This is a genomic window from Coleofasciculus sp. H7-2 (assembly GCF_042747725.1).
GTDB lineage: Bacteria > Cyanobacteriota > Cyanobacteriia > Cyanobacteriales > FACHB-T130 > FACHB-T130.
Genome location: NZ_JBHZGO010000030.1, coordinates 179,981 through 204,784, shown reverse-complemented (window position 1 = coordinate 204,784; position 24,804 = coordinate 179,981). Strand labels below are relative to the sequence as shown.

Below are 24,804 nucleotides of genomic sequence, written 5' to 3'. Positions count from 1 at the left end.
GTTTCTTCCGAAAGATGTCAGTAGGATCGCGGATCTCAATCGGTATTAATGACAGCTAGGATTTAGCAGACCGATTTTATGAAGTTTTTATGAAGCTTCATAAACACGCACAGCAGAGTCATGTCTAGCTTCCTTGTTGTTTTCCGAAAAGGAAAAATATGTCTAAAATCAAGTCTTCTGGATCGCGCCTGCTGTTAACTCTTACTGTCCCCCTTATTAGCCTCGGACTGCCAATACCAGCACTAGCTATTACCACCTACTACGTTGCAACTAATGGCAGTAATAACAATCTTGGGAATCAGAACAGCCCATTTGCCACCATCACCTACGCAGCTACCAAGGCAAAGGCTGGCGACACAGTATATGTTCGGGGAGGCACCTACAGTTTTTCTAACGAACAATACATTGGCAGCATCGGCACCTCCAGTGCGCCCATTAGTTACCAATCCTATCCAGGCGAAAAAGCAATTTTAGATGGGAGTAAAACGCCAAGCAACACCAACATAGTGAATCTAGCTGGCGCATACAACATCTTCAAGGGTTTTGAACTGAAGAACTCTAAATTTACAGGCATTGTATCCTGGGGTGGCAACAACATCCAGATCCTCAACAACACCATTCACGACTCCTACAAGAACGGTATCTTTGTTGGTTACGACAGAGATATGACCACAGCATCAAACATCCGAATCGTTGACAACACCGTTTACTCAAATTGCCTTGCTAATAAAAGCCGTACTCTTACTGGTGGTTGGGATCAGGGGATCGCTAGTGCCAGAGCAAGCAACATCACCATCAGCAACAACCACGTGTATCAGAACTACGGCGAGGGAATCGACTTTATTCTTACCAAGGGCGGTGTAGCTTCTGGTAATAAGGTACATGACAACTACAGCGTGAATCTGTACCTGGACAACGCTACTGACATCACGGTAGAGCGAAACCACATTTACACCACCAACAACACGAACTTCTACCGAGACGGTAAACCAGCTAGTGGTATTCAGGCAGCCAATGAATACTACGATTTTTCCAACCCAGTGAATAATATCAAAATCCGCAACAACATCGTCATTGGGGGAAATACAGGCTTTGCCTATTTTTCAAATTACGGCAGAGGCGGAGGCTTGAAGAACTTTGTTATCGCCAACAACACATTTTACAAAGCGACGCGAGCCATACTCCTGATCCATAGCGATCCAGGACATACAAATAACCTAATTGCCAACAACATTTTCTACCAAACTGGCGGCGTCGCGATGACAGAAATTCCAGCCAAAACTGGATTAGCACTTCGGAATAACTCTTGGTACGGTGGTAGTGCTGGTATTGTTGCGGGTATTGGCGATATCACCGCGAACCCGCTGCTGGTAAATCCGGGAACTACGGTGGCAACTGACTACAAGCTGAAGCTTGGTTCACTAGCAATTGAAGCGGGTACTACGCTTACTCAAGTCACTAATGATTATGCAGGATCGAGCCGACCGCTAGGGCTGAAGTATGACATTGGGGCTTACGAATTTTTCAAGTAGAGTAGTCAGGACTTACGCAACATCACCACATAGTAAGGGCAACCACAGAGGGATTGAACCCGAAAAAACGCTATATGTATAAGCTTTGCGTAAGTCCTGGTAGTGATTTTTTAAGGCAAAGGGCAACAGAGGAAAGCGCAAAGTTACGCAAAAAAGCTACAATTTTTTGTTACTATCAAGCCTTTTCTCTGGCGTTCTCTGCCTTAAAAAAATCCTATTATCTATTAACAGCTAATTGCTGAAGATAGGGTTGTGGATCTTGTGCCACCCAGCCTAAATTGGAGTTGTAGCGCAACTCAAAATGCAGATGGGGTTTGTCTAAGTCAGGGAGTCCTGTGGTACCAACCGTTCCCAGGACATCTCCCTGGTTAACTTGTTCGCCAAGACTTACATCAATTGTGGCAAGGTGGGCATAACGGGTTTGACGACCTCCCGAATGATTAATGACTACTAAATTGCCGTAATTTGGGCGATCGCCAATAAAGGCTACAGTTCCCTTATCCACTGCTAGCACGGGTGTCCCGACTTCTGCTAACAAATCTATACCGCTGTGGAAAGCAACTTCATTGCTAACAGGATTTATCTGCCAACCATAACCAAGCGCGATCGCTGCCGTTGCCGGTAAGGGATACTGGGCTAGTTTCCGCTTGTTACGTCCAGAGAGACTGGCAGACGACCAATTTACTCCAGGTACAAATACAACTCTAGGATTTTTCTGGCAACCGTTCACCTCATATAGTACATCGGCACGGATTCGGTAGGTTTTGGCTACATCTTGCCAAGTTTTCCCGGCAGGAACTTGGACGCGAATGCCATTGTAAGGCGGAATCAAAATTTCTGCCCCCACGGGTGCCTTTCCTTGTCGCAAAGCCGGGTTGATGCCTATCAAAGTCGCAGGAAGGAGATTGTATTTACTGGCAATGCTTTGCAAAGTTTCACCAGCGACAACTGTATGACGAATCAGGCGATCTAGGGCTGGCTTTGGGCAAAGTTGTTCAGTTCCCCCTGGTGTTCCCTGGATTGACGGGGGGGGTGCATCGAAAATCTCATCAGCTACAGCTGATTTTTCCGACGCTGCCAAAAAAACGAAAAAAACTATTCCCAGGAAGGTAGGCAAGATGCCTGCCTTACAATTTTGAAAGAAAACAGGAAAAAAAAGCCGGAATTTTTGCCTGTGACTTGTTACCTGTCGCCTATTCATAAAACTCGCAAAATGCTGGGAATACTGTCTATGGTATCCAGGGTGCGAATTTCATCTAGGGCTTGTCGAAAGTTGCCTTCCCGGACATCGTGAGTGACGACGACAATTTCGGCAAGTTCTCCGTGGATGCCGGTTTGAACCACAGATTCGAGACTCACATGGTGGTTGCCGAAACTGGTGCCCAATTTACCAATTACACCTGGACGATCCAAGGTGAGAAAGCGGGCGTAAAACCGCGTTACTAGCTCCTCCATCGGGGCGATAGCGAAGCGCCGACCTTGTCGGTTCGCACAGTAATCTTGATGGGAACAGCTTAACAAAGGATGCAGTTTGGCAGCATCTCCACCGCTTTTCAAAATGGCAGCAATATTTAAAATATCCGAGACAACGGCGCTGGCAGTGGGACCAGAACCCGCACCTCGTCCGTAAAACATCACCTGCCCAATCGGTTCGCCTTCTACGAGAATTGCGTTATAGACGCCGCTGATACTGGCTAGGGGGTGAGTTTTGGGTACTAGAGTGGGATGAACTCTGACTTGTAGAAACGCAAAATTTCGCGTTTCTGTGTCTGGAGTCCCTTTCTCCGGTGTCGGTAAATCTTGTTTAGCGATCGCTAATAATTTGATCGCAAAGCCGAGTTTTTCCGCATAGGCAATATCGGCGGCGCTGACCTTAGAAATCCCCTCACAGTAAATTTCTGGCAGCTTAATGCGTTCCCCAAACGCCAAGGAAGCCAAAATCGCCATCTTATCGGCAGCATCTAAACCGTCTACATCAGCCGTCGGATCGGCTTCGGCATAACCCAACTGCTGGGCATCTGCCAGAATGTCGCTAAATTCACCCCCCTCAGTTTGCATCCGACTGAGGATATAGTTCGTGGTGCCATTGACAATGCCAGTCACAGAATGAATGCGGTTGACACTCAACGCCTGCTTCAGGGGTTGAATCACCGGAATGCCACCCCCAACGGCTGCCTCTAGCATCACATAGACGCCTGCTTGATTAGCCGCCGTGAAAATTTCATCGCCGTAGCGAGAAATGACCGCCTTGTTTGCCGTGACAACGTGCTTGCCATTTGCGATCGCTTTGAGTATGAGCGATCGCGCTGGTTCTAAGCCTCCCATCACCTCCACCACAATATCCACATGGGGATCGGTGACAATCGTTTCTAGATCGGTTGTAAGTAAACCTTTTGGTAATTCTACAGGTCGGGGTTTATCTAGCGATCGCACTCCCACCCGATAAATTTCTATTTCTTGCAGCAGCGGATGACGCCCTTGCGGATCTAGCAAAATTTGTGCCGTACCCGCGCCGACTGTCCCCAGTCCCAGTAATCCGATTTTAAAAGCCACAACCGTTATCCTGAATTTTAACCCTACAGCGCTTGTAATTTAGCTATTCGGCTCTGCCTCCAGAGTCGCGGAATGCAATGCTAACACAGGGAATGCTACCAACAGCCCTCCCATCGCTACCCCGAAAACTGAGCCAAAAACTGAGCAAAATAGTGAGCCGAATTGCCGATCCACCTGAGCCATTCTAGAGGGGACATGGCACCCATTACAGTTTTTGAGTTGCGATCGTTTATGCTCAAACAAATTGCTCTTGCTAGTTTTGTGAGTTTCACCGTTGCTGCCTTCCCAGTCGTCAGCAAGGCTCTAACCGTTCAGGAAGTTCCCAATTCCCGGCAAGTCAATGGTGGCTGGGTGACAGACATGGCAGATATGCTCAGTCCGGCGACGGAAGCACAACTCAACCAGATCATCTCAGATTTAGAGGCAAAAAATAGCAGTGAAATCGCGGTGGTGACGGTACCAGCGACTGCACCTTCTGCCACTCCCAAACAGTTCGCCACGGCGCTATTTAATTATTGGGGCATTGGTAAGAAAGGTCAGGACAACGGGGTGCTGCTGCTGATTTCCCAGCGCGATCGCCGCGTAGAAATCGAAACAGGTTACAGTATCGACTCGATTCTCCCCGATGCGCGTGTTGGCAACATTATCCAACAAGAAATCGCGCCGCGATTCAAGCAGGGCGACTTTAACGGTGGCACGCTGGCGGGAACGCAAGCGCTGGTTGTAGAGTTGAGAGCTTATAAACCACCAATTAATGCTGGCGCAAATCAACAAAATCCCAACATGGGGATTCCTTGGGAAGTATTTGCGATTGGCGGAGTCGTGGTAGTGGCGATCGCCATCTGTGGCGGTGTTCTAGTTTTAATTATTCGGACTTTAGTTGGTTGGTTGAATCGTCCCATATTAATTGAACCAGAAGGGCGATCGCGTAGTTACAAACTTTGGGGAGGCGAAAAGCAATTACATTGCGCTCATTGCCAGCAACCCATGCAAAAACTAGACCCAGCTTTAGTGCTACCTCATCTCACCCAAGCAGAACAAGTGGCACAAAACCTCGGTAGCGTCCAATTTGAAGGCTGGCAATGTCCTAAATGTCATCCTCATCTAGCCGGAATAGGAATCCATATTCGCGCCTACGTTCCGGTGATCAACAGATTTAGTACCTGTCGTACCTGCCAAGAACTCACTGTCGAACGCACCGATCGGATTCTGCAATCTCCTACAATCTACAGCGAAGGCATTCGCCAGATTACTCAAAAATGTCACTGCTGTTTTGATTCTTGGGAAACTGAGGAAATCATTCCCTGTGTGCCTCCTCCACGTCCCACCACGCCTAACATTAGCGTCAGTAGTTCTAGCAATATCTACACATCAAGTAACGACAGCTATAGCACCTGTAGTTCAGATACCAATACCAGTAGCTACCCTTTGAGTAACGACAGCGATAGCACCTGTAGTTCAGATACCAATACCAGTAGCTATAGCACCAGCAGCAACTATGACAGTGGTAGTAGCGATAACACTAGCAACAGTAGCAGTTGCGACAATAGCAGCAATAGCTGGAGTTCGGACAGCGGTAGTAGTTCTAGCAGTGATAGCAGTAGCTACAGTAGCAGTGATTTTGGCGGCGGGAGCAGTGGCGGTAGCGGTGCCGGTAGCGACTGGTAGCGATCGCAACTATAGCAGTCCTAAATGATTCGTGAAGGCCAGATCCCCGACTTCTCTCTCGAAGTCGGGGATCTGAAGGGCTGGCATCTCACAACTAAAATAGGATCGCAACTAGAGTCGCCCTTAATTTAGTGTGAAATAAACTTCACGGCAGGGTCGCTGTACTACCCTACCGTGAAGTTTATTGAACGTAAGTGAAAAACGCGCTAATTAACGCCGGAAGGGGCCAGGATTGAGTAAGTTGACTTCGGTAATTTTGATAATGTAGGGGTTGAATTTGCTTTTGTCGTAAGATCCCACCCAAATTCCGTAAGTTCCAGGCTGCCACTGACCAGCAATGCCAGGGTTTTTGCCTTCATACTCATCATTGCACCAGCTGCCACCAGGTCCTTTGATCACGAGAGTAGTGTCTTCCGGGCTTTGCACTTGAACGGATAGAAAGTTGAAAAACGAAGTTAAAACCACGGTGTGATCGGGCTTATCGTCCGTAAAACCAACACATGGGCCGGTGGCGGTTTCCCCACGACCCGCAATTTTTTCTGCTGCTATTTCGCCGCCACTGATACCCCGAATCGTCAACGGATCGGGTGAAAACCGGGGACCGAGGGTGACATTCTCGAATATGGGCGGGGATTGTACGGATTGGGCTTGCACGCTGGAAAGGCTCAACACTCCTGCCGCCATCAGGGCTACGCTTGTCATACCTGCCCAGAGGGACTTTCCTACCGATTTTTCCCCTAAATTGGGTACGGGTTTGTACATCCTCACTTCCAAAAACGGCACCTTGTTACCGATTGTGTAACGGCTCTAGTTGTAGCAGTGACGATAGTATGCCACAAGAAGTTCCAAAAGAAGAAAGCAAAAGCCTTCTCAGGCTGAGCTTGAGAAGGTTTGCAAAAGTAAAATAGAAAGAATATTTCCTGTTTACTTTTGTAGGGCTTGCTGTAAACGTAGCTTGTCCAGACCCCGCAGATTCAGGATCAGCCAGGATTGAATTAAATCGGGACCATGCAAATCGCCAGTCAAGGCAGCCCGGAAACTTCGCATCACTAATCCTTTCTTCAGATTTTTCTCTTTGGTCAGCTGTTTGATGATGTCTTGGGCACCATCTGCCGTCAAAGGTTGATGATTTTCCAGGGCGTCGAGAATCGCTTGCAAAGCGGTTTCGGTGCCTTCCTGCTGTAACTGAGTCAGTCCCTCTTCGCTGTAGGGTACGGTTTGGCTAAAGAATATCCGACTCATCTCGACGGCATCCTGCAAGCGCGTCAGGCTGGCACTCAGCAGGCTGGTTATCTGCTCTAACCAAGGGCGATCGCTTATCGGGTCAAATTCGTATCCAGCCGCCTGCCAGTAGGGAATCAGCTGATTTAATAGCTCCGGAATCGGCATCTTGTGCAAATACTGACTGTTGAGCCAATTCAGCTTATCCCAGTCAAACTTTGCCCCTGCCTTATTGACTCGCTCAAAGCCGAACTCTTGAGCCGCTTCTGCCAGAAGAAAGATTTCCTTGGTGGAATCTGGGGGCGTCCATCCCAGCAATGTCATGTAATTCGCCAAGGCTTCGGGAGTGTACCCCATCTGCTGGAAGTCGGAAATGGAAGTGACGCCATCCCGTTTTGAGAGCTTTTTGCCTTCCTTATTCAAAATCAATGGCGTATGGGCAAATTCGGGGATCGCGGTTTCGAGTGCCTCATAGAGCAAAATCTGCTTAGCTGTATTGGCAATATGGTCTTCTCCCCGGATGACATGGGTGATCCGCATATCAATGTCATCCACCACCACTGCCAAATTGTACAGCGGCTGACCAACTGGATCGTCTGAGGCACGAGCAATCACCATATCGCCGCCGAGGTCGCTGGCTTTCCAGGTAACTTTGCCCCTTACCAGATCGTTCCACGAAATCTCCCGGTCATCATCAATTTTGAAGCGAAGCACCGGACGACGCCCTTCGGCTTCAAAAGCCGCTTGTTGTTCTGGCGTCAAGTTCCGGTGGCGGTTGTCATAACGGGGAGCCTCTTTTCTTGCTGCTTGAGCTGTTCGCAATTCGTCTAGTTCGGCTTCGCTGGTGTAGCAGCGATAAGCATAGCCCTTGTCTACTAGAGTTTGAATGGCTTTGCGGTAGAGGTCGAGGCGCTGGGATTGAAAAAACGGCCCCTCATCCCAAGTCAATCCCATCCATTTCAGACCATCAAGGATGTTTTGAGTATATTCGGGGCGCGATCGCGCTTCATCTGTGTCTTCAATTCGCAGGATGAACTCGCCGCCATGATGACGGGCAAACAGCCAGTTAAATACAGCAGTTCTCGCCGTCCCAATATGTAAGTTTCCAGTAGGACTTGGTGCAATCCGAACTCTAACTGTCACAGCAGATTCTCTCAAAAGGTTTCTATATTTGTTGTAGCTGCTAATAATTGTAGGGGTAGGTTTCAACACCTAACCCCTACTACCTTCTCTACTACTTTTTACGGGACTGACGGGGCTCGAACCCGCAACTTCCGCCGTGACAGGGCGGTGCTCTAACCAATTGAACTACAGTCCCTTGTTTTCCGAGCCATTGATAATTGTTGCGATTCTCGTTGGATTTGTCAACCCCTTTTTTTAAATTCCATTTCCAGCCGTGGGGTAGACAGTGCTTTTTTGGTCTCGCGCCAAGGCGCAAAGACGCCAAATTAAGCAACCTTTTAGCGTCTTTGCGTCTTGGCGCGACATTATCCGGATTAAGTATGGATGCGGCGCTTGACTTTAATGCTCACAAGTGCAACAAATGCCAAGCCTGCGAGTGCCGAAGGTTCCGGGACAGAACGATGCGCTGCTGACTTAATGCCAATGCCAAAGGCGAGTACCTGGGTAAACTGAGTCGGACTAAAGTTGTTGTCGCTGACCGCAATCAGCGACTTTCGTCCATCCGCTAAATCAGGACCAAAAGTCAAACCTTCAATATTATCGAGCGTCAAACCTAACTTCTCAAAATCAAGCAGCAGTTTTTTCTGAGTTGGTTTGATAGTGTTGAGGTTGACTGCACTGAGACTGTTAATACTGCTAATATCGGTTGCTTTTTCTAAAGACACCTCAAACAGCTTGATCGTGTTCCCTACTCCGGTAGAAAAAGACCGTTCTAAACTGAGAAACGTATCATCATCAACCGCTAGCAAATCTACTAAACCATTGGTCTTGAAACTATCAGCAGGATTGGGTGCTGCGGCAACCGGATCGGTAACGTATAAAAATTCCTGTTCTGGCTTCCCGGTTACTAGGTTATATTTCAAAATTCGAGAAGGACTTCCAACGTTGATGTCAGCGACAGAACCATCCTGAACCAAAGCATTTTCTGTAGCTGTAAACAAATACTTTTGGTCAGGTGTAAGCGTCAAGCTTTCAAATGCTAAGTTATTGCGAATTCCGCTATCCTTAGCCGCTGTCGGTAAAAACTTCTGAGGAACTGGCAGGGTTTGAAGTTGCTGACCTGCTAAAGAAAATTCATTGACAAAAGGATTAATTAATTGGTTAGCATCTCCTTCAGAAGAGATAAAAAAACTTCCCTTGCTGGTTAAGGCAATCCCTTCGGGGTCGAGACTTAAAGGAGCGAAAGGCTGACCGTTTTTATTCAACAAGGTAGTTACGTCTACAGGAGTCACTCCCCCCTGCTTTAAAGAACCCTGAGAAATATCAATTTTGAGGGTATAAAACCGAGCCGGTGCCTTTTCACTCCGGTCATCGGAAATACTGTAATAAACGTTTTTACCGGCATCGTAAGTAATTCCTGATAGCCCTCCCACTTCAGTTCCCTGAAACGAAAAACCAGTAGGAAAAGTGGATTGTCCTAAGAAATCCACGCCTGTAATTGTGAATGCCTGTGCTGGATGCGCTGTCAGAATTGCAGTGGTTAATCCACCAATAAAACAGAAAGATGTCAAAAAATTATCGATCTTGCTCATGATTGCCAGTGTTAAATTAAGCCATTTACACCAGCACCGTATCATCATAAAAATAAGAAGTTTTTAAGAAAAGGTTATTAGAAAGTTGAAATTGGAAAACTTGGCGGTGGGAACGGTTACTCCCGTGCAGTTTCCAACTGAGACGCATCCTGCATAAAGTCTACCAGCCAGTCTTTAAGGTGACGAGTGGCGCGGCAATCGTCCTCGTTGTAGCGCAGAATGGCGTCGAGGAAAGTGCGATCGCGCGTTTTCAACCATTGATCGTACCAATAGATACACACTTGTCCATTCGCCCCCGCATCGCGCCACTCAAAGCCCAACCAATGGGCGATCGCTTTTAAAGCATAACTTTCGACCGGCAGTGTCACCATCCCTGTCACCCAGTCGTGGATATCCACAAAGCGCGATAGCACCGGACGTACTCTCTCAGGCGGGGTGTTGTAACATTTAGCCAGTCGCTTCATCGTCAGGATTTCGTAGTCGCAAAAATGGAAAATGGGAGCCAGAGGATAAGTCCACACCAAATCTAAAAATTGCTGCCAAACGAATTCTTCGTCGCTGGGTTGTTCTGCTAAGAAAGGATAGAACGTCTCTGTATTGGCTTGACGATCAACCACTAAAACTCCCAGCAGATAATCAAGTTCTAGTCCCGGTTCTGCCTCAATATCAAAGTAAAGTTCTATGGGTGAAAGGTGCGAAGATGGATTGTCCATCACCCATTCTGCTGTTTGAGTAGTTTTAGCGATCGCAAAGGGTTTCTCCAGAAGCATCGCCCGATTTTGTACGACCGATTGCGCTTGCTGTACTAGCTGTTGCGCTACTTCCTCTCCCAAAGCTGGTTCCAAAAAAACCGGACTGACACTCGCCAAAGACTCCCGACTCGTCAGTTGAAGCGTCTGCAAATGCTGATAGCGACTCGGCGTTACACCCGGAATCAAAGAGAGATGTTGCTGTTGTTGAGCGATCGCATAGCAGTGATTTAACCAAGGGCAAAGATTGCACCGCTGACGGGTAATGAACACCTCTGGCTCTTGCCGAGAAAGGAGCATTTCGATACACTCCTCCACAATTACCTGCATCATCGGCACCCATTTACTCAGATTGACCGCATAAGCCTTTTTTTCCCGTAATCGCAGCCAAACTGTTTCAGGCAAAACACCCTGAACAGACGCCAGCAGATGGGCGTGAAAAGCCGCAACAGTTTGATATTCCAGCTTCGGACGCCGACCCAAATGAATGTCTGTGGGAACGTAAATCCAATCGCCAAAGTTTGATTGTCCGGGTTGTTTAACTAACAAATCGGGACAACTCACTAGCGTAACTGTCTCCGGAAGGTGCAATAAGGATTCATCCTTCATCCTTACTCCTTCCTCCTTCAGAAGCACGCCTCGGTAAATTAGCTCAACGCCTTCTTGCATCAAGGCAATCGTGGCATTCGCACCGACATTCCAATCTCCCCAAGCGTAACTGGGTTTGTGATAAGTTTGTCCTGCCAGAATGGTTTGCTGGATAGCATAGCGATCCTGTTGCAATTTGGCGCGAAAATCACTTTGAAAATCCTGCTGGGTAGGATCTCCATATAAATCGAGAAAAGACCGGCGACTACAACGTTGGTAGTGCCGCAACAGATTAACAGTTAGCAGCATGACTTCAAGCTAACAGAGAATGAGTGAGCTGTAGCGATCGCTCCGATCGCGCTCAGGCTAAATGGCGCTATACAAACAAAGCCTGACGAGAGCAGGCTTGTAGAGAGGCGATATATGGCATCTCTAGGCATAGATTTTGACAAGTTACCACCATCGGTTAGAGTAGTGGCGATTTTGATAGTGAGGGTGTAGGTATGGCTAGGCGCAACAAACGGCAGTTGATTAGGTGGCGATCGCTGTTATTGTTACTTCGTAGAGTATCGTTCTCAGCTTCTATTTATCGTAGTTTGGCTCTATTTGTAGCTGTTCTATTGTTGTCATCAGCGGGGGCAACGGCAACCAGCATTTCAATCGCCCAACAGCCAGCGACTTCCTCGCCAAATGCAACTACTACCGATAAGCAACAAGCCTTTGCGCGGGCACAGCAACTGTTCGAGCAAGCAGGGCAACTACGGCAGCAAGGAACAGCAGAATCTCAGCAACAGGCACTTGCCAAATACGAAGAAGCCTTGAAAATTTGGCAGGAATTGGCTGTTAACGAAGCTCCTCCATATGCAGCTCGTGGTTTTGAAGCTTCGACTCTTCTTGCCATCGGCACGATCTATTATATTCAGAGCGAATCTCAGAAGGCGCTGGACTATTTCGAGCAAGGATTAGCCATCAGGCGCGAGTTGAAAAACCGCCTTCAGGAAGCGATCGCTCGCATCTCCACCGATAATGCTGGCTCTAACTCGGACGACAAACAAAAACTGCTCGACACATACAAGGATTTCCTTACAACTGCCACCCTTGGGGAAGCTTCCCTGCTCGATTCTCTCGGCAATGCTTACTACAGCTTGGGCGAAAATCAAAAAGCGCTGGAATACTACAACCAAGCCCTGTCGTTGTTTCGAGCTGAGAAAAAACCCTCTCTTGAAGCTATTACGCTGAGAAACATCGGTGATGTCTACTTTAAGTTAGGCGAGACTCAATCAAGCTTCCCCTTCTACAATCAAGCGCTGGAGATCCAACGTGCCCAGAAGGATACTGCCGCACAAGCTAAGACACTCCAGAAGAATATCGGTTTGGGCTACACCCTCTTGGGCGAATCGCAAAAGGCGCTTACCGCTTACAATCAAGCATTGGAACTCCAGCAAGAAAGGAAGGATTTGGCTGAGCAAGCGGATATTCTCAGCAGTATTGGCTCCCTGTACTACGGGTTGGGTCAGTATCAGAAGGCGCGGGACTCCTATAACCAAGCGCTGAAACTCCAACAAGTAGCACAGGGAAATCTATCTGGAACAGCTTTAATCTTTAACCTTTCTCAGCAAGCTGAGATTCTCACTGGTATTGCTAACATCTACTACTTAGATGGATTGGGCGATCCTGCCAAAGTGCTGAACTTATACAACCAAGCGCGATCGCTTTACCAAAAGGCGGGAAACCGACCTAAAGAAGCGTTGCTTCTCTACTACATCAGCTTTGTCTACGATGAATTGGGGGAAACGAAGAAAGCCCTCGACTTTTTGAATCAAGCGCTCGTGCTGCACCGTGCCATTTCCTTTGCCGAAGGGGAAGCTTCTACCCTCCGTCAAATTGCTGATATCTATAATTCAATGGGTGAGCCGCAGCAGGCGCTCGACTTTTACAACCAAGCCCTGGATATCCAGCGCCGGATGAACGATCGCTATAATCAAGCCGTCACGCTTTACAAGATCGCTAGCGTCTACAGTTCATTGGGGGATTATCAGCTCAGTATCGATACATATAACCAAGCACTAGAGATATTCAAAAACATTAGCGAGCGCACTCGGCAAGCTATGACCCTTGTGGAAATTGGCAGCGTCTACCAAAAAGCGAAAGATTATCAGAAGTCGCTGGACTATCACAACCAAGCGCTGGCTTCGGCAAAACAAACTAACAATTTCTCGCTGCAAGCCACTGTACTTGCTTCTATGGTTGTAGTCTACGAGTCGTTAAAGGATTATCCCAAGGCGCTTGATGCCGCTAACCAAATCCTTTTAATCTCGCGCCAACAGGATAACGGCTTTGGGGAAACCATGTCCTTTGTTATGAGTGGCAGGGTGTATCTGGCATCGGGAGATTATCCCAAAGCACTGGAAGCCACGCAAAAGGCAGTGACTGGACACAGGAAGGTAGGGAATCGCCTAGGTGAAGCCAATGCCCTGCGGAACTTGGGTAAGATCTACAATTCATTGAAGCAATACGAAAAAGCAGTCTCAACCTACGATCGCTCATTAGCACTGCGGCGGATGTTGGGCGATCGCCCGGAGGAAGCGAAGACACTCTATAACGTTGCGATTACACAACGCGATCAGGGTAATCTCAACGAAGCCCGTACCCAAATCGAAGCCGCCATCAAAATCGTTGAGGACATCCGCACCAGAGTCACCAGCCAGGAACTGCGTACTTCCTACTTTGCCTCCGTGCAGAATTACTACCAGTTTTACATCGACGTGCTGATGCAACTGCACAAAAAAGACCCATCTCAAGGGTACGATGCACTGGCACTACACGCCTCGGAACGCGATCGCGCCCGCAGTCTTTTGGAACTCCTAACAGAGGCTAACGCTGATATTCGGCAAGGAGTCGAGCCAAAGCTGCTGGAACAAGAGCGCACCTTGCAGCAAAAACTCGATGCTGTTGAAAAACGCCGTATCGAGCTATTGAACGGACAATGGACTAATAAACAGGTAGAAGCCCTCGAAAAAGAGACAGCAACACTTCTAGAAGAGTATCGACAAGTTCAAGCACAAATTCGAGCCACCAGTCCGCGCTATGCAGAACTCACTCAACCAAAACCACTGACACTGGCAGAGATTCAGCAGCAGGTACTCGATGACGACACGATACTGTTGGAATACTCTTTAGGAGAAGAACGCAGCTATCTGTGGGCTGTCACTAAAACTAGCATCACCAGCTACGAACTCCCCAAACGCAACAAAATCGAAGCCGCAGCAAAGCAGTTCTATGATCTGCTCAACGATCGAGGCTATCACCTGGGAGAACAAAGAGGGCTGTTTGAGGTTACGGTTGTTCCCAATCGCGGCTCAACCGAAGCTGTTCCCAAGCTCAGCCAGATGCTCTTGCAGCCAGTTGCCCAACAGTTGGGGAATAAACGCCTACTCATCGTCAGTGACGGTGCGTTGCAGTATTTGCCGTTCGCCGCACTGCCGATCCCCCCAACCCCCCGGAGAATCAAAAGCGAAGCAACCTCTGGCTTCCCCCTTAAAAAGGGGGGTGAAAGAGCGAATCAGGATTTGGTGCCGCTGTTAGTAGAACACGAAATCGTTAACTTGCCCTCAGCCTCGACGCTGGCAGTGTTGCGGAAAGAATTGAACGGGCGCAAAATAGCTCCCAAAGCGATCGCACTCCTTGCCGATCCCGTTTTTGAAAAGGACGATGCGCGTCTCAACTCAAGTTTGGGGGAGGCTTCTGGTAGGCAATTGGAAAAGAGCAGTGTCAACCGCCTAGCCTTAGAAAGGTCGGCTAGAATTGCTAATGTTACATTTAATCGCTTGCCCTTCACCCGACAGGAAGCCGAAAAGATTTTGGCGCTAGTCCCTACAACAGAGCGATTGCAAGCGTTTGACTTTGCTGCTAATCGCGCGATCGCTACCAACCCAGAACTCAGCCAGTACCGGATCGTGCATTTTGCCACTCATGGCATCCTCAACAGCGTGCATCCAGAGTTATCAGGGGTGGTGCTGTCGCTGCTAGATGAAAAAGGCGAATCGCAGAATGGTTTTTTGCGACTGCACGATGTTTTCAATCTCAACTTGCCAGCAGAACTGGTAGTGCTGAGTGCCTGCGAAACAGGATTAGGTGAAGAAGTCAAAGGCGAAGGATTAGTGGGCTTGACACGCGGCTTTATGTATGCTGGTGCGCCACGAGTGGTGGTGAGTTTGTGGAGTGTCAGCGATCGCGCAACATCCGAGTTGATGACCAAATTTTATCAAGGAATGCTGGAAAAAAATCTACAGCCCGCAGCGGCGCTGAGAGCAGCACAGATAGAAATGTGGCAAAAAACGGAATGGAAATCACCCTATTACTGGGCAGCTTTCGTGCTGCAAGGCGAGTGGAATTAACAGAATAATAGCACCTATAAAAGTGCGCTTTAGCCAAAATCTTCCTGTATTTTTCCCAACATTCAAGATGGACTTTGTTGATGTAGTTAACAATAATTGTAAGTTGGGTTGAGGAACGAAACCCAACTATATTTTGTTGGGTTTCGTTCCTCAACCATTCCCTACGTTAATTTTGGTGTTTGCAGCTTTAACCGAACTGTATTGCTTCCAACTCCCTTATAAGCTAACGGGTAGGCGAACCGTGAAACTAGACCCCATCCCTTCCTGACTTTTTACAGTAATGTCACCACCCATCATCTGGCAGAAGTGGCGGCTAATCGCCAACCCCAGTCCAGTACCGCCATACTTTTTCGTAGTCGAGGCATCTCCTTGCATGAAGGCTTGAAACAATTGCTGTTGTTGTTCATCCGAGATACCAATCCCAGTATCGGCGACCCGAAAAAGGATGAAGGAGGTTTTTAAGGATGAAGGATGTAGGGTGAAGGATGAATCAGAGTTTCTGCTTTTTAGATTTGCTGCTGATAGTTGACTCTGGGCGATCGCACCTTCATCCTTCTGAACAGTCAGCGTCACTCTACCTTGCTGCGTAAACTTGGCGGCATTGGAGAGCAGATTAAACAATACCTGCCGCACCTTAGTCTGATCGGCGTACATGGTGCCCAGATGCTCGTCACAATGAACCTCTAAGACATTTCCATTCTTTTCTACCAACGGTTTTACTGTAATGACAACGCTAATAATCAACGTTTTGATATCAAACGTCTCCGGGTAGAAAGTCATTTTCCCGGCTTCAATCTTCGACAAGTCGAGGATGTCGTTAATCAGTGCCAGCAGATGTTTGCCAGCAGAGTTAATTGATTGAAGATCGCTAATAAAATCCTCATCGCTTAAGCCGAGATCCTGGGCATCTTCTTCGAGAAGTTGGCTCAAGTTAATGATGGCATTCAAGGGTGTACGCAGCTCGTGGCTCATATTCGCCAGAAACTGACTTTTGGAACTACTAGAAGCTTCAGCTAGTTCTTTGGCTTGTTGCAATTCTTGGGTACGCTCGGATACCCGTGCGATGAGATGATTGAGAGAAGTGGCTAATGACCCAATTTCATCATCGGTTGTGACGGGGGCACGCAGATCAAAATTAGATTCTCTTGCCACCTGCTGAGCCACCTGAGTAACCATGACGACTGGCTTGGCGATCGCGCGACTGGTACGCAGCGCCATCGTCCCGGCGATCGCTACCGATAAAAGCATACTCAGGATAATAATTAGTTTCTCCAGTCCTTGAGCATCCTCCATGACTTCTCCCCCTTGCTGCTCCTGCTTTTGAGCCATGTCAAGGATGTTGCTCAATTGTGCATTTAAGCGCTCTAAGGCGATCGCTGACTCCCCACGGACAAGCATTAGTAGTTGCCGTCGCGCTGACTCAACCTCCTCTGACTGCAATTGCAATCGGTCAATTTGTTGCAAGCTGGACTCAGTTTGCTGAACGTAGGAGTCTAAAGTAGTCGTGTAAGCCTGCAATAATGCCTGTATCGTGTCGGGGGTTGCTGCTAACCAGGCAGGGTTGCTCTTGATAAAGCGTTCAATTTCTAGCCTCAACTTCTTAGTTCTGGCAACACAGTCAAAAAATTGCGCTTTTTCCGATTGCAGCTGTTGTGAATCCTCTAGTACAGCCGCTAAATGCGAACCATGTAATTGCACCCCGACAACTGCATCCTTAAAGTTTCCCAGCAGTTGTGCTTGCATGTGGGCATCATTGAGTTGCTTGACTCCTTGTCCCTGGTAGTAGTCCGCGATTACCAACCCAGCCAACGAACCGAAAAAGCCAATCGCAATTGCGAGGAAATACCCGTAGCCAATCTTTTGGTGGATGCGCCAAGAACCGGCTCTCGGTTTCCAAGGTAAGAGATATTTTAGCAAGCGGCTCTCGGTCGAGAGCTGCTGAGTAGCTAAAACTTTTTGGTCTGTGTTGTCGTCAGAAGCGGTTGGCTCTTGAGGTTGCATCAGCAGAAATTCCTTGCCTTGCCGCTAAAAATGACCAAATCAACCTAGCCAGTCAGATCGGGTTCAGTCTCGATCGACACTTAGCTCCACTTCTTTTATAACAGCACCACAGCTGAGCCAATCTACCAGGACTTACGCAAAGCTTATACAGATAGCGTTTTTTCGGGTTCAATTCCCCTGCGATAGCGAAGCGCCGACCTGTCGGTTCGCCCTTACTATGTGGTGATGTGCGGCGAGTCCTGTCTACTTTACATCGGCTTTTAAACAAGATCGAGGGAAGGAGTTAAGTTTCCAAAAATGTAACCTAAAGCACTACTCGAAAGCTACAGTGCCAGATTAGGAACACGAGATTAATTGTGTTCCAAAATATGAATCGCTCTCTCCCGTGTAGTTCTAAGTCGAATCCCTGGAATCGTGTAAAAATTCTCTCTTTAGCGCTGGGTATCCTCAGCCTGACTGCCTGCCAATCTGCCCCGACGCTTGAGAAACTACCCAGAACCCTCACTGTCTCCGGAAAAGGAGATGTCAGCATTCCCACAACGATAACGCAAGCACGTTTGGGTGTTGAAGTTCAGGGAAAAACTTCTCAGGAAGTTCAGCAACAAGTAGCCCAACGCTCTTCTGCGGTAGTGGAACTGCTGAAATCCCGTCAGGTCGAAAAACTGAAAACGACTGGGATTACTCTCGCCCCTAACTATAGTTTCAAAGACGGTAAGCAAACCCTCAATGGATATATCGGCACCAACATTGTAAGTTTTCGGATTGACAATGAAAAAGCCGGGACGCTGTTAGATGAAGCCATCAAAGCCGGTGCAACGCGAATTGATGGCGTTAGTCTTGTTGCTGCGGATGAAGCGATCGCGCAGGCTCAACAGGAAGCTATTAAGGAAGCCTCCGAAGATGCCCAAAAGCAAGCGGCATCAGCTTTGGGGGCACTCGCTCTCAATCAGCGAGAAATTGTCAGCATCCAAATCAATGGAGCCAATCCGCCGCAGCCATTAGTAGCATCCGAGCAGGATTTATTATCATCTCGAAATCAGAAATCTGCTGACACGCCGGTTGTGGGTGGCGAACAAAAGGTTATTTCATCCGTTACTCTGCAAATTCGCTATTAAAGAGCAGCTTAACGTTTGAGGATGCGTCCAATCCAAATCACAGCTAAAATCCCTAACCCAAACCAGATAGCTACGATGATAGCAGCAGCGATCCAGTTCGTGGGTTTATCTTCAGCGATCGCGGTTGTTGCTCTTTCCCGACAATCCGCCATTACCGCCGGGGGAATCATCTTCAGTACCAGCCAAATTCCCACCGGCACAATAATTAGATCGTCTAGATAACCAATAACTGGGATAAAATCTGGAATTAGGTCAATCGGGCTGAAAGCATAGGCGACGATAAAACCAGCTAATATCCTCGCATACCAAGGAACTCTGGCATCTTTACAAGCCAAGTAGATAGCGTAGGTTTCTTTTTTCAACTGATGGAGCTGTTGTTTCCATCCCTGCATCTGTGCTGACCTGAATGAACTTTAAACACTAATGAAGCTGTAGCGATCGCTTACTGCAATACTTGAATTAGTTGCCACTCTCGAACTTTCCCGATCGGTCGGTAAGGAGAGGATGAATTGGCGAGTTGTTCTGACCTAATCCAAGCGTAGCTAGACGGTTGCAGCTCTGAAACTTGTTTAACCTGTTTCGCTAAATCGGGAGTGTAAAAGCATAGTAGCACTCCCGTTTTTCCCGTTCCTCTGATCCAATTAATTGGATGAGTTTGTAACACAGCGGCAATTTCAGGCTGCTGCAATAATGTCTTGATCTCAGGGTTGTAATCTCCGATTAAACCAGTGCTTCCAGCTACAGCTAAAGCGAACCAAGGTCCTACTAACCAAGCTGCTAACCAATAACGAGCCGTTAAAAACTTCTTGCCATAATAACGACCCATCCACACCACTGGTAACATTAGCCAACCCAACCCCAACCCAAAAGCGATCGCTCCATACTTTTGCATTTGTGCGTCCCCTTTCACACCAGGAATCGGGAAGCCACTATACAACGCCAAACCTGCTAACACCAGCAAACAAGCTAACCCCCCAAAGGCATAACTGAGATTCTGCGGAAGCCATTTTTGCGGCAATTTGTCCTCATAAATTCTGGCAAGCCAATCCAAAGCCAGTCCTGCCAACAAAGCCACAAAAGGATAAAGAGCCAAGGCATAATGGGGCAAACGAGTCGAGAAAAAACTTAGTTCTATAAATAGAATCAGAGGAAGGACAACTAATATTAGCTGCTGTCGAGGAAGTAGATTTCGTAAACAAATGCCTATGCCTAACAGACTGAAAAAAGGCCAAGGAAACGCTTTTGCTGGAATATTCCAAAAATAGTAAGACCAAGTATTTCCATCACTTTCATCGGAGCTAAGCCTGAAAATAAACCAAAACAATTCCTTAAAAGTAGCTTTGCCATAGTGCAGCCAGCCATTCAAAAGCCAGCCTATTGTCGGGCTGAAGCCAACTGCAAAGCCTAAATAAAGCATGGGATTCGAGAGATGTCTGTGACGACGATGCTCCCAAATCAGATAAGGCAACAGAGCGATCGCTGGCAAAAAAATCATATAGCTTCTGATTAAGAAGCCCAGACCCAAACTTACACCGGCGACAAAGCTCCAAAAACTCCGATATTTTGGATGTAATTCAGCTTTTAATAAAGACCAAATCCCCAAAAGTGCCATGCAAACCATCGGCACATCTGGAACCGCTAAGCGACTATATTGAAACCAAAAAAACTCAATACTTAGAATTGCCGCTGCTAACCAGGCGGCTCGTTTGCTTAACAGAATTGTCCCAATTTCATAGACCAGTAGCACGCTAATAATACCAGCAACGATGCTCGGTAGTCGCGCAGTTGCCTCACTAATGCCGAACAGCGAGAACGAACTGGCAATCAACCAATAGGAGCCGGGAGTTTTACCATAATTAGCGATAGAGGGCTTTAACCAGTTGCCAGACTCCACCATCAATTTGGCTCGCCAAGAGTAAAGTCCCTCGTCATGCGCCATTAGGCTTTGCTGTTCGTGACTGAATAGCAATAAAGGGACTGACCAAAGCAACAAGGTCAAATAGGGCAATAATGCCTGTAGGCGAGAGCTTTTAAGCATTTGACTTCTCATCAAGCGGTCATTTTATTTAGTTGAAAATTAGCTGAGAAGATTTTAAGTTTTTTCATCCAAGCTTTTTTGCTGACCCTCACAAAAAAGCCGAGAGGAAACTGCTTTTTTCAAAGCAAGCATCTCTCCGGCTTTAACCTTAGAGGTATTCAGGTGCTTGAAATAAAATGGTTAAGCAGTCGCTTCACACTCGGTCATTGCTTCTCGCAGGAGTGCTGCTTTGTCAGTTTGTTCCCAAGGTAAATCTAAATCCGTCCGTCCAAAGTGACCATAAGCAGCGACATCTTGGTAGAAACGACCGCCGCGATCGCTTGGAAGGTAACATAAATTGAATTCTTGGAGAATCCCCGCCGGACGCAATTCAAAGTGCTGTTTCACCAGTTCCAGTAAGCGCTCATCATCTACCTTGCCGGTACCGAAGGTTTCTACCAAAATACTGACGGGTCGAGCGACGCCAATTGCATAGCTCAACTGGACTTCGCATTTTTCTGCCAAGCCAGCCGCCACAATGTTTTTAGCCACATAGCGACAAGCGTAAGCCGCACTGCGGTCTACTTTTGTCGGGTCTTTTCCGGAGAAGGCACCGCCACCATGACGGGAGTAGCCGCCATAGGTATCAACAATAATTTTCCGCCCGGTGAGACCAGAGTCGCCTTGAGGTCCCCCGATGACGAATTTGCCGGTGGGGTTGACAAGAAAGCGGGTTTGGTCGTCTGGCTGAATAGCCATATCCGCAAAAACGGGTTGTACAACCGCCGCCCACAAATCTTCTTTAATCTTGGCTTGGACTGCGGATTGCTCGGTGATGTCACCAATGTTGGCGGTGTGCTGGGTGGAAATCAGGATGGTGTCAATCCCAACGGGTTTGCCATCTTCATAGATGACCGTGACTTGAGTTTTGCCATCCGGACGCAGGTAAGGCAATTGTCCAGTTTTCCGAACGGCTCCAAGGCGGCGAGAAATCCGGTGTGCCAAACTGATCGGCAAAGGCATCAGTTCCGGTGTCTCGTTGCAGGCGAAACCAAACATGATGCCTTGATCGCCAGCTCCAATGGCGTCTAATTGGTCGTCGCTGGCTTGTTCGCGGGTTTCCTGGGCGGTGGTAACACCTTGGGCAATATCTGGGGATTGTTCATCCAAGGCAACCAAGACTGAGCAGCTGTTGGCAGAGAAGCCATTGTCAGCATCGGTGTAGCCGATTTCTGCAATCTTTTTCCGGGCTAAATTAACGAAATTTACTTGAGCTTTGGTGGTGATTTCACCCGTGATTAGCACTAACCCGGTGTTGACGACGACTTCTGCGGCGACGCGGCTGCTGGGGTCTTGTGTCAGTAGCGCATCTAAAATTGTGTCAGAAATCTGATCGCAGATTTTATCGGGATGACCTTCAGTAACCGATTCAGAGGTAAATAGGTAGCGACGAGACAAGGGCAATTCCTCCTGGGCTGATGGCTCTTGGTAGCGAAGTGATTTGGGCTAAGTTACGCTATTTTAACCTGCGATTATAAAAACATTGAGATGCGATCGCTCCAAAGGTTAATATCGGTGGTGTAAAAATTTGCCTCAATTGCGATTTTTACGATTTTTTCACAATTGCCAATTTAGCTGGATGTAAGACTCAGCTTCAGATGGACTAAGGGCGCGAACGGTTTCTCTCTCCCAGATGTAAAAAAAACCTTGGCTTTGTGAATTTTTGATGAAGACTGGACTGGGAGCTTTTTCAACTTCAATAATGCCTACAGTTTGCCCCTCAACTTCTGTCACGCCTATTTTCAGCAACTTGACATATTGTTCCCCAATAGTATTGCTGCTGGTGTTAATGCTACGGTTGCTGCTGCTGGTGGCAATGTCGCCGCCAGCATTCAAGGAGACTGCACCTGCAATACTAGCGGCGGCGTAAGAGTCTATGATACTTGTGGTGATGTCACCAGAGGCATTTAATGCGATCGCGCCCCCAGAACCAGAGACAGAATTAGAAATTATATTGCCAGATGTAGTATCTATCGCTCCACTACTCCCAGTGCTTTTGAGGGTAATATCGCCTCTTCCAGAAGTGTAAGAAAAGGGGTAAACGTCAAATTGCCTGCATTTAATGATGCTTCCCGGTTGAGATGTTGCAAAAGCAAAAATGCTGGGTGTTCCAACTAAATCGGCATAATTATTCGCACCTACTGCATTAAACCAGTTATTGTCGCCAAGACTAATTCCTGTGGCAGTCGTCACTGTAAATGATGCGGGTACATTTAAACTAGCATTCTCACCAAAAACTATCCCGGCTGGGTTCATCAAGAATAAATTGGAATTCCTCCCAATAACTTGAATTAATCCATTGATTACTGTTGCGTCGCCGCCTGTAACTCTTCCCAATATGTTGCGTATATTTGGGTTAGAAAGAAAGTTAGCTATCTGATTTTGGGTAATTCCAAATTGCTGAAAGCTGTGAAATAGATTTGCACCATTCTTTGAAAAGGTGCCGCCAGTAATGTTAATGCTGTTTGCCTTTGGAGTGACAATCGTGCCAGTGCCATCAGCTGCGGGGATTATAGATTGAGCTTGTGCTTGTACTGTATTAACTGTTGCTGCTAAGGAAAGACCTGCTAGTAACAAGCTAATTCTCAAACCTACTTTCATCTAACTACACCATGTTGCAATTGTTCCAGGTTTTTAACACGGCACGGAGAATAATTGTTTGAGTAAATATTCTGAATTTTTGTTGAGCTTTTGTGAGAGCGATCGCGTATTTTTTCGGGTGCTTCCAGAAAATTAATATGGTATTACTAGAATCTTTCGCGCTTTTGTCAATTAAAATAAATTAATCATGCCTCACGGTGCGACCATGACAGCTATATTACCTACAGCCCAATCCACAGAAATATTCTACCCTAGCTCAGACGGTGAACCATTGGCAGAAACCTACGATCATCTCTATGCCATATTAACAACCTTAGAAGTTTTGAAACAATATCTAGCTCCTCGGCAAGCGACAGTGCTAGCAGACCAGTTTCTTTACTATTCCCAAGGATTTCCTAAACTCCGAGTTGCTCCCGATGTGATGGTAATTTTCGATGTGGCACCTGGGGGAAGGGATAACTATAAAATCTGGGAAGAAGGTCAAGTTCCTGTAGTGGTTTTTGAAATGACTTCCAAAGGTACGCAAGAACAAGATCAAGGGTTGAAAAAAACTTTGTACGAACTGATGGAAGTCAAAGAATATTGGCAATTTGACCCCAGAGGGGAGTGGATAGAAGAAAAGTTGCGCGGGTATCGTTTGCGAGGCGAAATTTATGAACAAATTACAGACAGTCGCAGCGAACCTTTGCAATTGCGTCTAGCAGTAGAAGGGAAAATAATCGGTTTTTACCGAGAAGATACTGGGGAAAAGTTATTGATTCCCGATGAGCTAGTCCAGGCGTTACAAGAAGCTGAGGAACGCGCTGAAATTGAACGCCAACGAGCTGAAATTGAACGCCAGCAGCGGGAAGAGGCTCAGCAACAGCTTGCTCTTATGGAAAACTTGCTGGCTCGTTATCGCGATCGCTTTGGGAATTTGCCTGATAGCTAATGGCTAATTGGTGTCCGATTACCCATTACCGATTTTAATTATGACAGCTATATTACCGACAGCCCAAACCGCAGAAATCTTTTACCCTAGTTCAGACGGTGAACCATTGGCAGAAACCTATGACCACCTCTATGCCATTTTGACGACTTTGGAAGTCCTTAAACAATACTTGGCACAGCGTCAAGCGACAGTGCTAGCAGACCAGTTTCTTTACTATTCCCAAGGATTTCCTAAACTCCGAGTTGCTCCCGATGTGATGGTGATTTTCGATGTGGCACCAGGGGGAAGGGATAACTATAAAATCTGGGAAGAAGGACAGGTTCCTGTAGTGGTTTTTGAAATGACTTCCAAAGGTACGCAAGAACAAGATCAAGGGTTGAAAAAAACTTTGTACGAACTGATGGAAGTCAAAGAATATTGGCAATTTGACCCCAGAGGGGAGTGGATAGAAGAAAAGTTGCGCGGGTATCGTTTGCGAGGCGAAATTTATGAGCAAATTACAGACAGTCGCAGCGAACCTTTGCAATTACGTCTAGCAGTAGAAGGGAAAATAATCGGTTTTTACCGAGAAGATACTGGGGAAAAGTTATTGATTCCCGATGAGCTAGTCCAGGCGTTACAAGAAGCTGAGGAACGCGCTGAAATTGAACGCCAACG

17 protein-coding genes and 1 tRNA gene are annotated in these 24,804 nt (G+C 47.3%); 6 read left to right on the top strand and 12 right to left on the bottom strand.

The window, feature by feature from the left end:
* Positions 1–158 precede the first annotated feature (158 nt).
* Positions 159–1,532, top strand: coding sequence for a right-handed parallel beta-helix repeat-containing protein (locus ACFW2W_RS07880; RefSeq protein WP_378175654.1), 1,374 nt, complete (start codon positions 159–161; stop codon positions 1,530–1,532).
* A gap of 217 nt (positions 1,533–1,749) precedes the next feature.
* On the opposite strand, the gene ACFW2W_RS07875 is transcribed toward ACFW2W_RS07880, so the two are convergent.
* Together ACFW2W_RS07875 and ACFW2W_RS07870 are read right to left on the bottom strand one after the other, a co-directional pair.
* Positions 1,750–2,649 carry a LysM peptidoglycan-binding domain-containing M23 family metallopeptidase gene (locus tag ACFW2W_RS07875; RefSeq protein WP_378175651.1) on the bottom strand — a complete coding sequence of 300 codons (900 nt, stop codon included), beginning with the start codon at positions 2,647–2,649 and terminating at the stop codon, positions 1,750–1,752.
* A gap of 80 nt (positions 2,650–2,729) precedes the next feature.
* Positions 2,730–4,085 carry a homoserine dehydrogenase gene (locus ACFW2W_RS07870; RefSeq protein WP_378175648.1) on the bottom strand — a complete coding sequence of 452 codons (1,356 nt, stop codon included), beginning with the start codon at positions 4,083–4,085 and terminating at the stop codon, positions 2,730–2,732.
* 195 nt (positions 4,086–4,280) lie between these two features.
* Here ACFW2W_RS07870 and ACFW2W_RS07865 point away from each other — a divergent pair, with 195 nt between their 5' ends.
* Positions 4,281–5,753, top strand: coding sequence for a TPM domain-containing protein (locus ACFW2W_RS07865; RefSeq protein ID WP_378175645.1), 1,473 nt, complete (start codon positions 4,281–4,283; stop codon positions 5,751–5,753).
* Positions 5,754–5,963: 210 nt separating this feature from the next.
* On the opposite strand, the gene ACFW2W_RS07860 is transcribed toward ACFW2W_RS07865, so the two are convergent.
* The 5 genes from ACFW2W_RS07860 to ACFW2W_RS07840 form a co-directional block, all read right to left on the bottom strand.
* Entirely contained in the window at positions 5,964–6,455 is a 492-nt protein-coding gene (locus ACFW2W_RS07860; protein ID WP_378175643.1) for a hypothetical protein, read from the bottom strand.
* Between the two features lie 222 nt (positions 6,456–6,677).
* Complete coding sequence (gltX, locus tag ACFW2W_RS07855; protein ID WP_378175640.1) at positions 6,678–8,117, bottom strand: glutamate--tRNA ligase; 1,440 nt, start codon at positions 8,115–8,117, stop codon at positions 6,678–6,680.
* Between the two features lie 101 nt (positions 8,118–8,218).
* Positions 8,219–8,292, bottom strand: a tRNA-Asp gene (locus ACFW2W_RS07850).
* A 178-nt stretch (positions 8,293–8,470) separates the two neighbouring features.
* Complete coding sequence (locus tag ACFW2W_RS07845) at positions 8,471–9,688, bottom strand: esterase-like activity of phytase family protein (RefSeq protein ID WP_378175638.1); 1,218 nt, start codon at positions 9,686–9,688, stop codon at positions 8,471–8,473.
* A 116-nt stretch (positions 9,689–9,804) separates the two neighbouring features.
* A complete protein-coding gene (locus tag ACFW2W_RS07840) occupies positions 9,805–11,334 on the bottom strand; it encodes a TM0106 family RecB-like putative nuclease (protein WP_378175635.1) in 1,530 nt (509 codons plus the stop codon).
* Between the two features lie 194 nt (positions 11,335–11,528).
* On the opposite strand from ACFW2W_RS07840, the gene ACFW2W_RS07835 reads away from it, so the two are divergent.
* Positions 11,529–15,422, top strand: a complete 3,894-nt coding sequence (locus ACFW2W_RS07835; RefSeq protein ID WP_378175632.1) for a tetratricopeptide repeat protein — start codon at positions 11,529–11,531, stop codon at positions 15,420–15,422.
* Positions 15,423–15,638: 216 nt separating this feature from the next.
* Here the strand turns inward: ACFW2W_RS07835 and ACFW2W_RS07830 are convergent, their stop codons facing one another.
* Entirely contained in the window at positions 15,639–17,423 is a 1,785-nt protein-coding gene (locus ACFW2W_RS07830) for a sensor histidine kinase (RefSeq protein WP_378175630.1), read from the bottom strand.
* 356 nt (positions 17,424–17,779) lie between these two features.
* Between ACFW2W_RS07830 and ACFW2W_RS07825 the strand changes: the two genes are divergently transcribed.
* Entirely contained in the window at positions 17,780–18,538 is a 759-nt protein-coding gene (locus tag ACFW2W_RS07825) for an SIMPL domain-containing protein (RefSeq protein ID WP_378175627.1), read from the top strand.
* A gap of 8 nt (positions 18,539–18,546) precedes the next feature.
* Here the strand turns inward: ACFW2W_RS07825 and ACFW2W_RS07820 are convergent, their stop codons facing one another.
* The 4 genes from ACFW2W_RS07820 to ACFW2W_RS07805 form a co-directional block, all read right to left on the bottom strand.
* Entirely contained in the window at positions 18,547–18,930 is a 384-nt protein-coding gene (locus ACFW2W_RS07820) for a YkvA family protein (RefSeq protein ID WP_378175624.1), read from the bottom strand.
* 50 nt (positions 18,931–18,980) lie between these two features.
* Positions 18,981–20,576: an ArnT family glycosyltransferase gene (locus ACFW2W_RS07815; protein ID WP_378175621.1), complete on the bottom strand. Its 1,596-nt coding sequence runs from the start codon at positions 20,574–20,576 to the stop codon at positions 18,981–18,983.
* Between the two features lie 180 nt (positions 20,577–20,756).
* Positions 20,757–22,013, bottom strand: a complete 1,257-nt coding sequence (gene metK / locus ACFW2W_RS07810; RefSeq protein WP_378175619.1) for a methionine adenosyltransferase — start codon at positions 22,011–22,013, stop codon at positions 20,757–20,759.
* A gap of 159 nt (positions 22,014–22,172) precedes the next feature.
* The gene (locus ACFW2W_RS07805; RefSeq protein ID WP_378175616.1) at positions 22,173–23,216 is read right to left on the bottom strand and encodes a filamentous hemagglutinin N-terminal domain-containing protein; all 1,044 of its coding nucleotides are present in this window, start codon (positions 23,214–23,216) and stop codon (positions 22,173–22,175) included.
* Positions 23,217–23,421: 205 nt separating this feature from the next.
* Between ACFW2W_RS07805 and ACFW2W_RS07800 the strand changes: the two genes are divergently transcribed.
* Together ACFW2W_RS07800 and ACFW2W_RS07795 are read left to right on the top strand one after the other, a co-directional pair.
* Positions 23,422–24,147: a Uma2 family endonuclease gene (locus ACFW2W_RS07800; protein WP_378175682.1), complete on the top strand. Its 726-nt coding sequence runs from the start codon at positions 23,422–23,424 to the stop codon at positions 24,145–24,147.
* 40 nt (positions 24,148–24,187) lie between these two features.
* Positions 24,188–24,804: Uma2 family endonuclease (locus tag ACFW2W_RS07795; protein WP_378175613.1), on the top strand; the 617-nt coding region annotated here is incomplete at its 3' end.

Coding starts and splice junctions, on each gene's coding strand:
- ACFW2W_RS07880 (WP_378175654.1), top strand. CDS start 159: ATGTCTAAAATCAAGTCTTCTGGATCGCGCCTGCTGTTAACTCTTACT.
- ACFW2W_RS07865 (WP_378175645.1), top strand. CDS start 4,281: ATGGCACCCATTACAGTTTTTGAGTTGCGATCGTTTATGCTCAAACAA.
- ACFW2W_RS07860 (WP_378175643.1), bottom strand. CDS start 6,455: ATGACAAGCGTAGCCCTGATGGCGGCAGGAGTGTTGAGCCTTTCCAGC.
- ACFW2W_RS07845 (WP_378175638.1), bottom strand. CDS start 9,688: ATGAGCAAGATCGATAATTTTTTGACATCTTTCTGTTTTATTGGTGGA.
- ACFW2W_RS07840 (WP_378175635.1), bottom strand. CDS start 11,334: ATGCTGCTAACTGTTAATCTGTTGCGGCACTACCAACGTTGTAGTCGC.
- ACFW2W_RS07835 (WP_378175632.1), top strand. CDS start 11,529: ATGGCTAGGCGCAACAAACGGCAGTTGATTAGGTGGCGATCGCTGTTA.
- ACFW2W_RS07830 (WP_378175630.1), bottom strand. CDS start 17,423: ATGCAACCTCAAGAGCCAACCGCTTCTGACGACAACACAGACCAAAAA.
- ACFW2W_RS07820 (WP_378175624.1), bottom strand. CDS start 18,930: ATGCAGGGATGGAAACAACAGCTCCATCAGTTGAAAAAAGAAACCTAC.
- ACFW2W_RS07815 (WP_378175621.1), bottom strand. CDS start 20,576: ATGCTTAAAAGCTCTCGCCTACAGGCATTATTGCCCTATTTGACCTTG.
- ACFW2W_RS07805 (WP_378175616.1), bottom strand. CDS start 23,216: ATGAAAGTAGGTTTGAGAATTAGCTTGTTACTAGCAGGTCTTTCCTTA.
- ACFW2W_RS07800 (WP_378175682.1), top strand. CDS start 23,422: ATGACAGCTATATTACCTACAGCCCAATCCACAGAAATATTCTACCCT.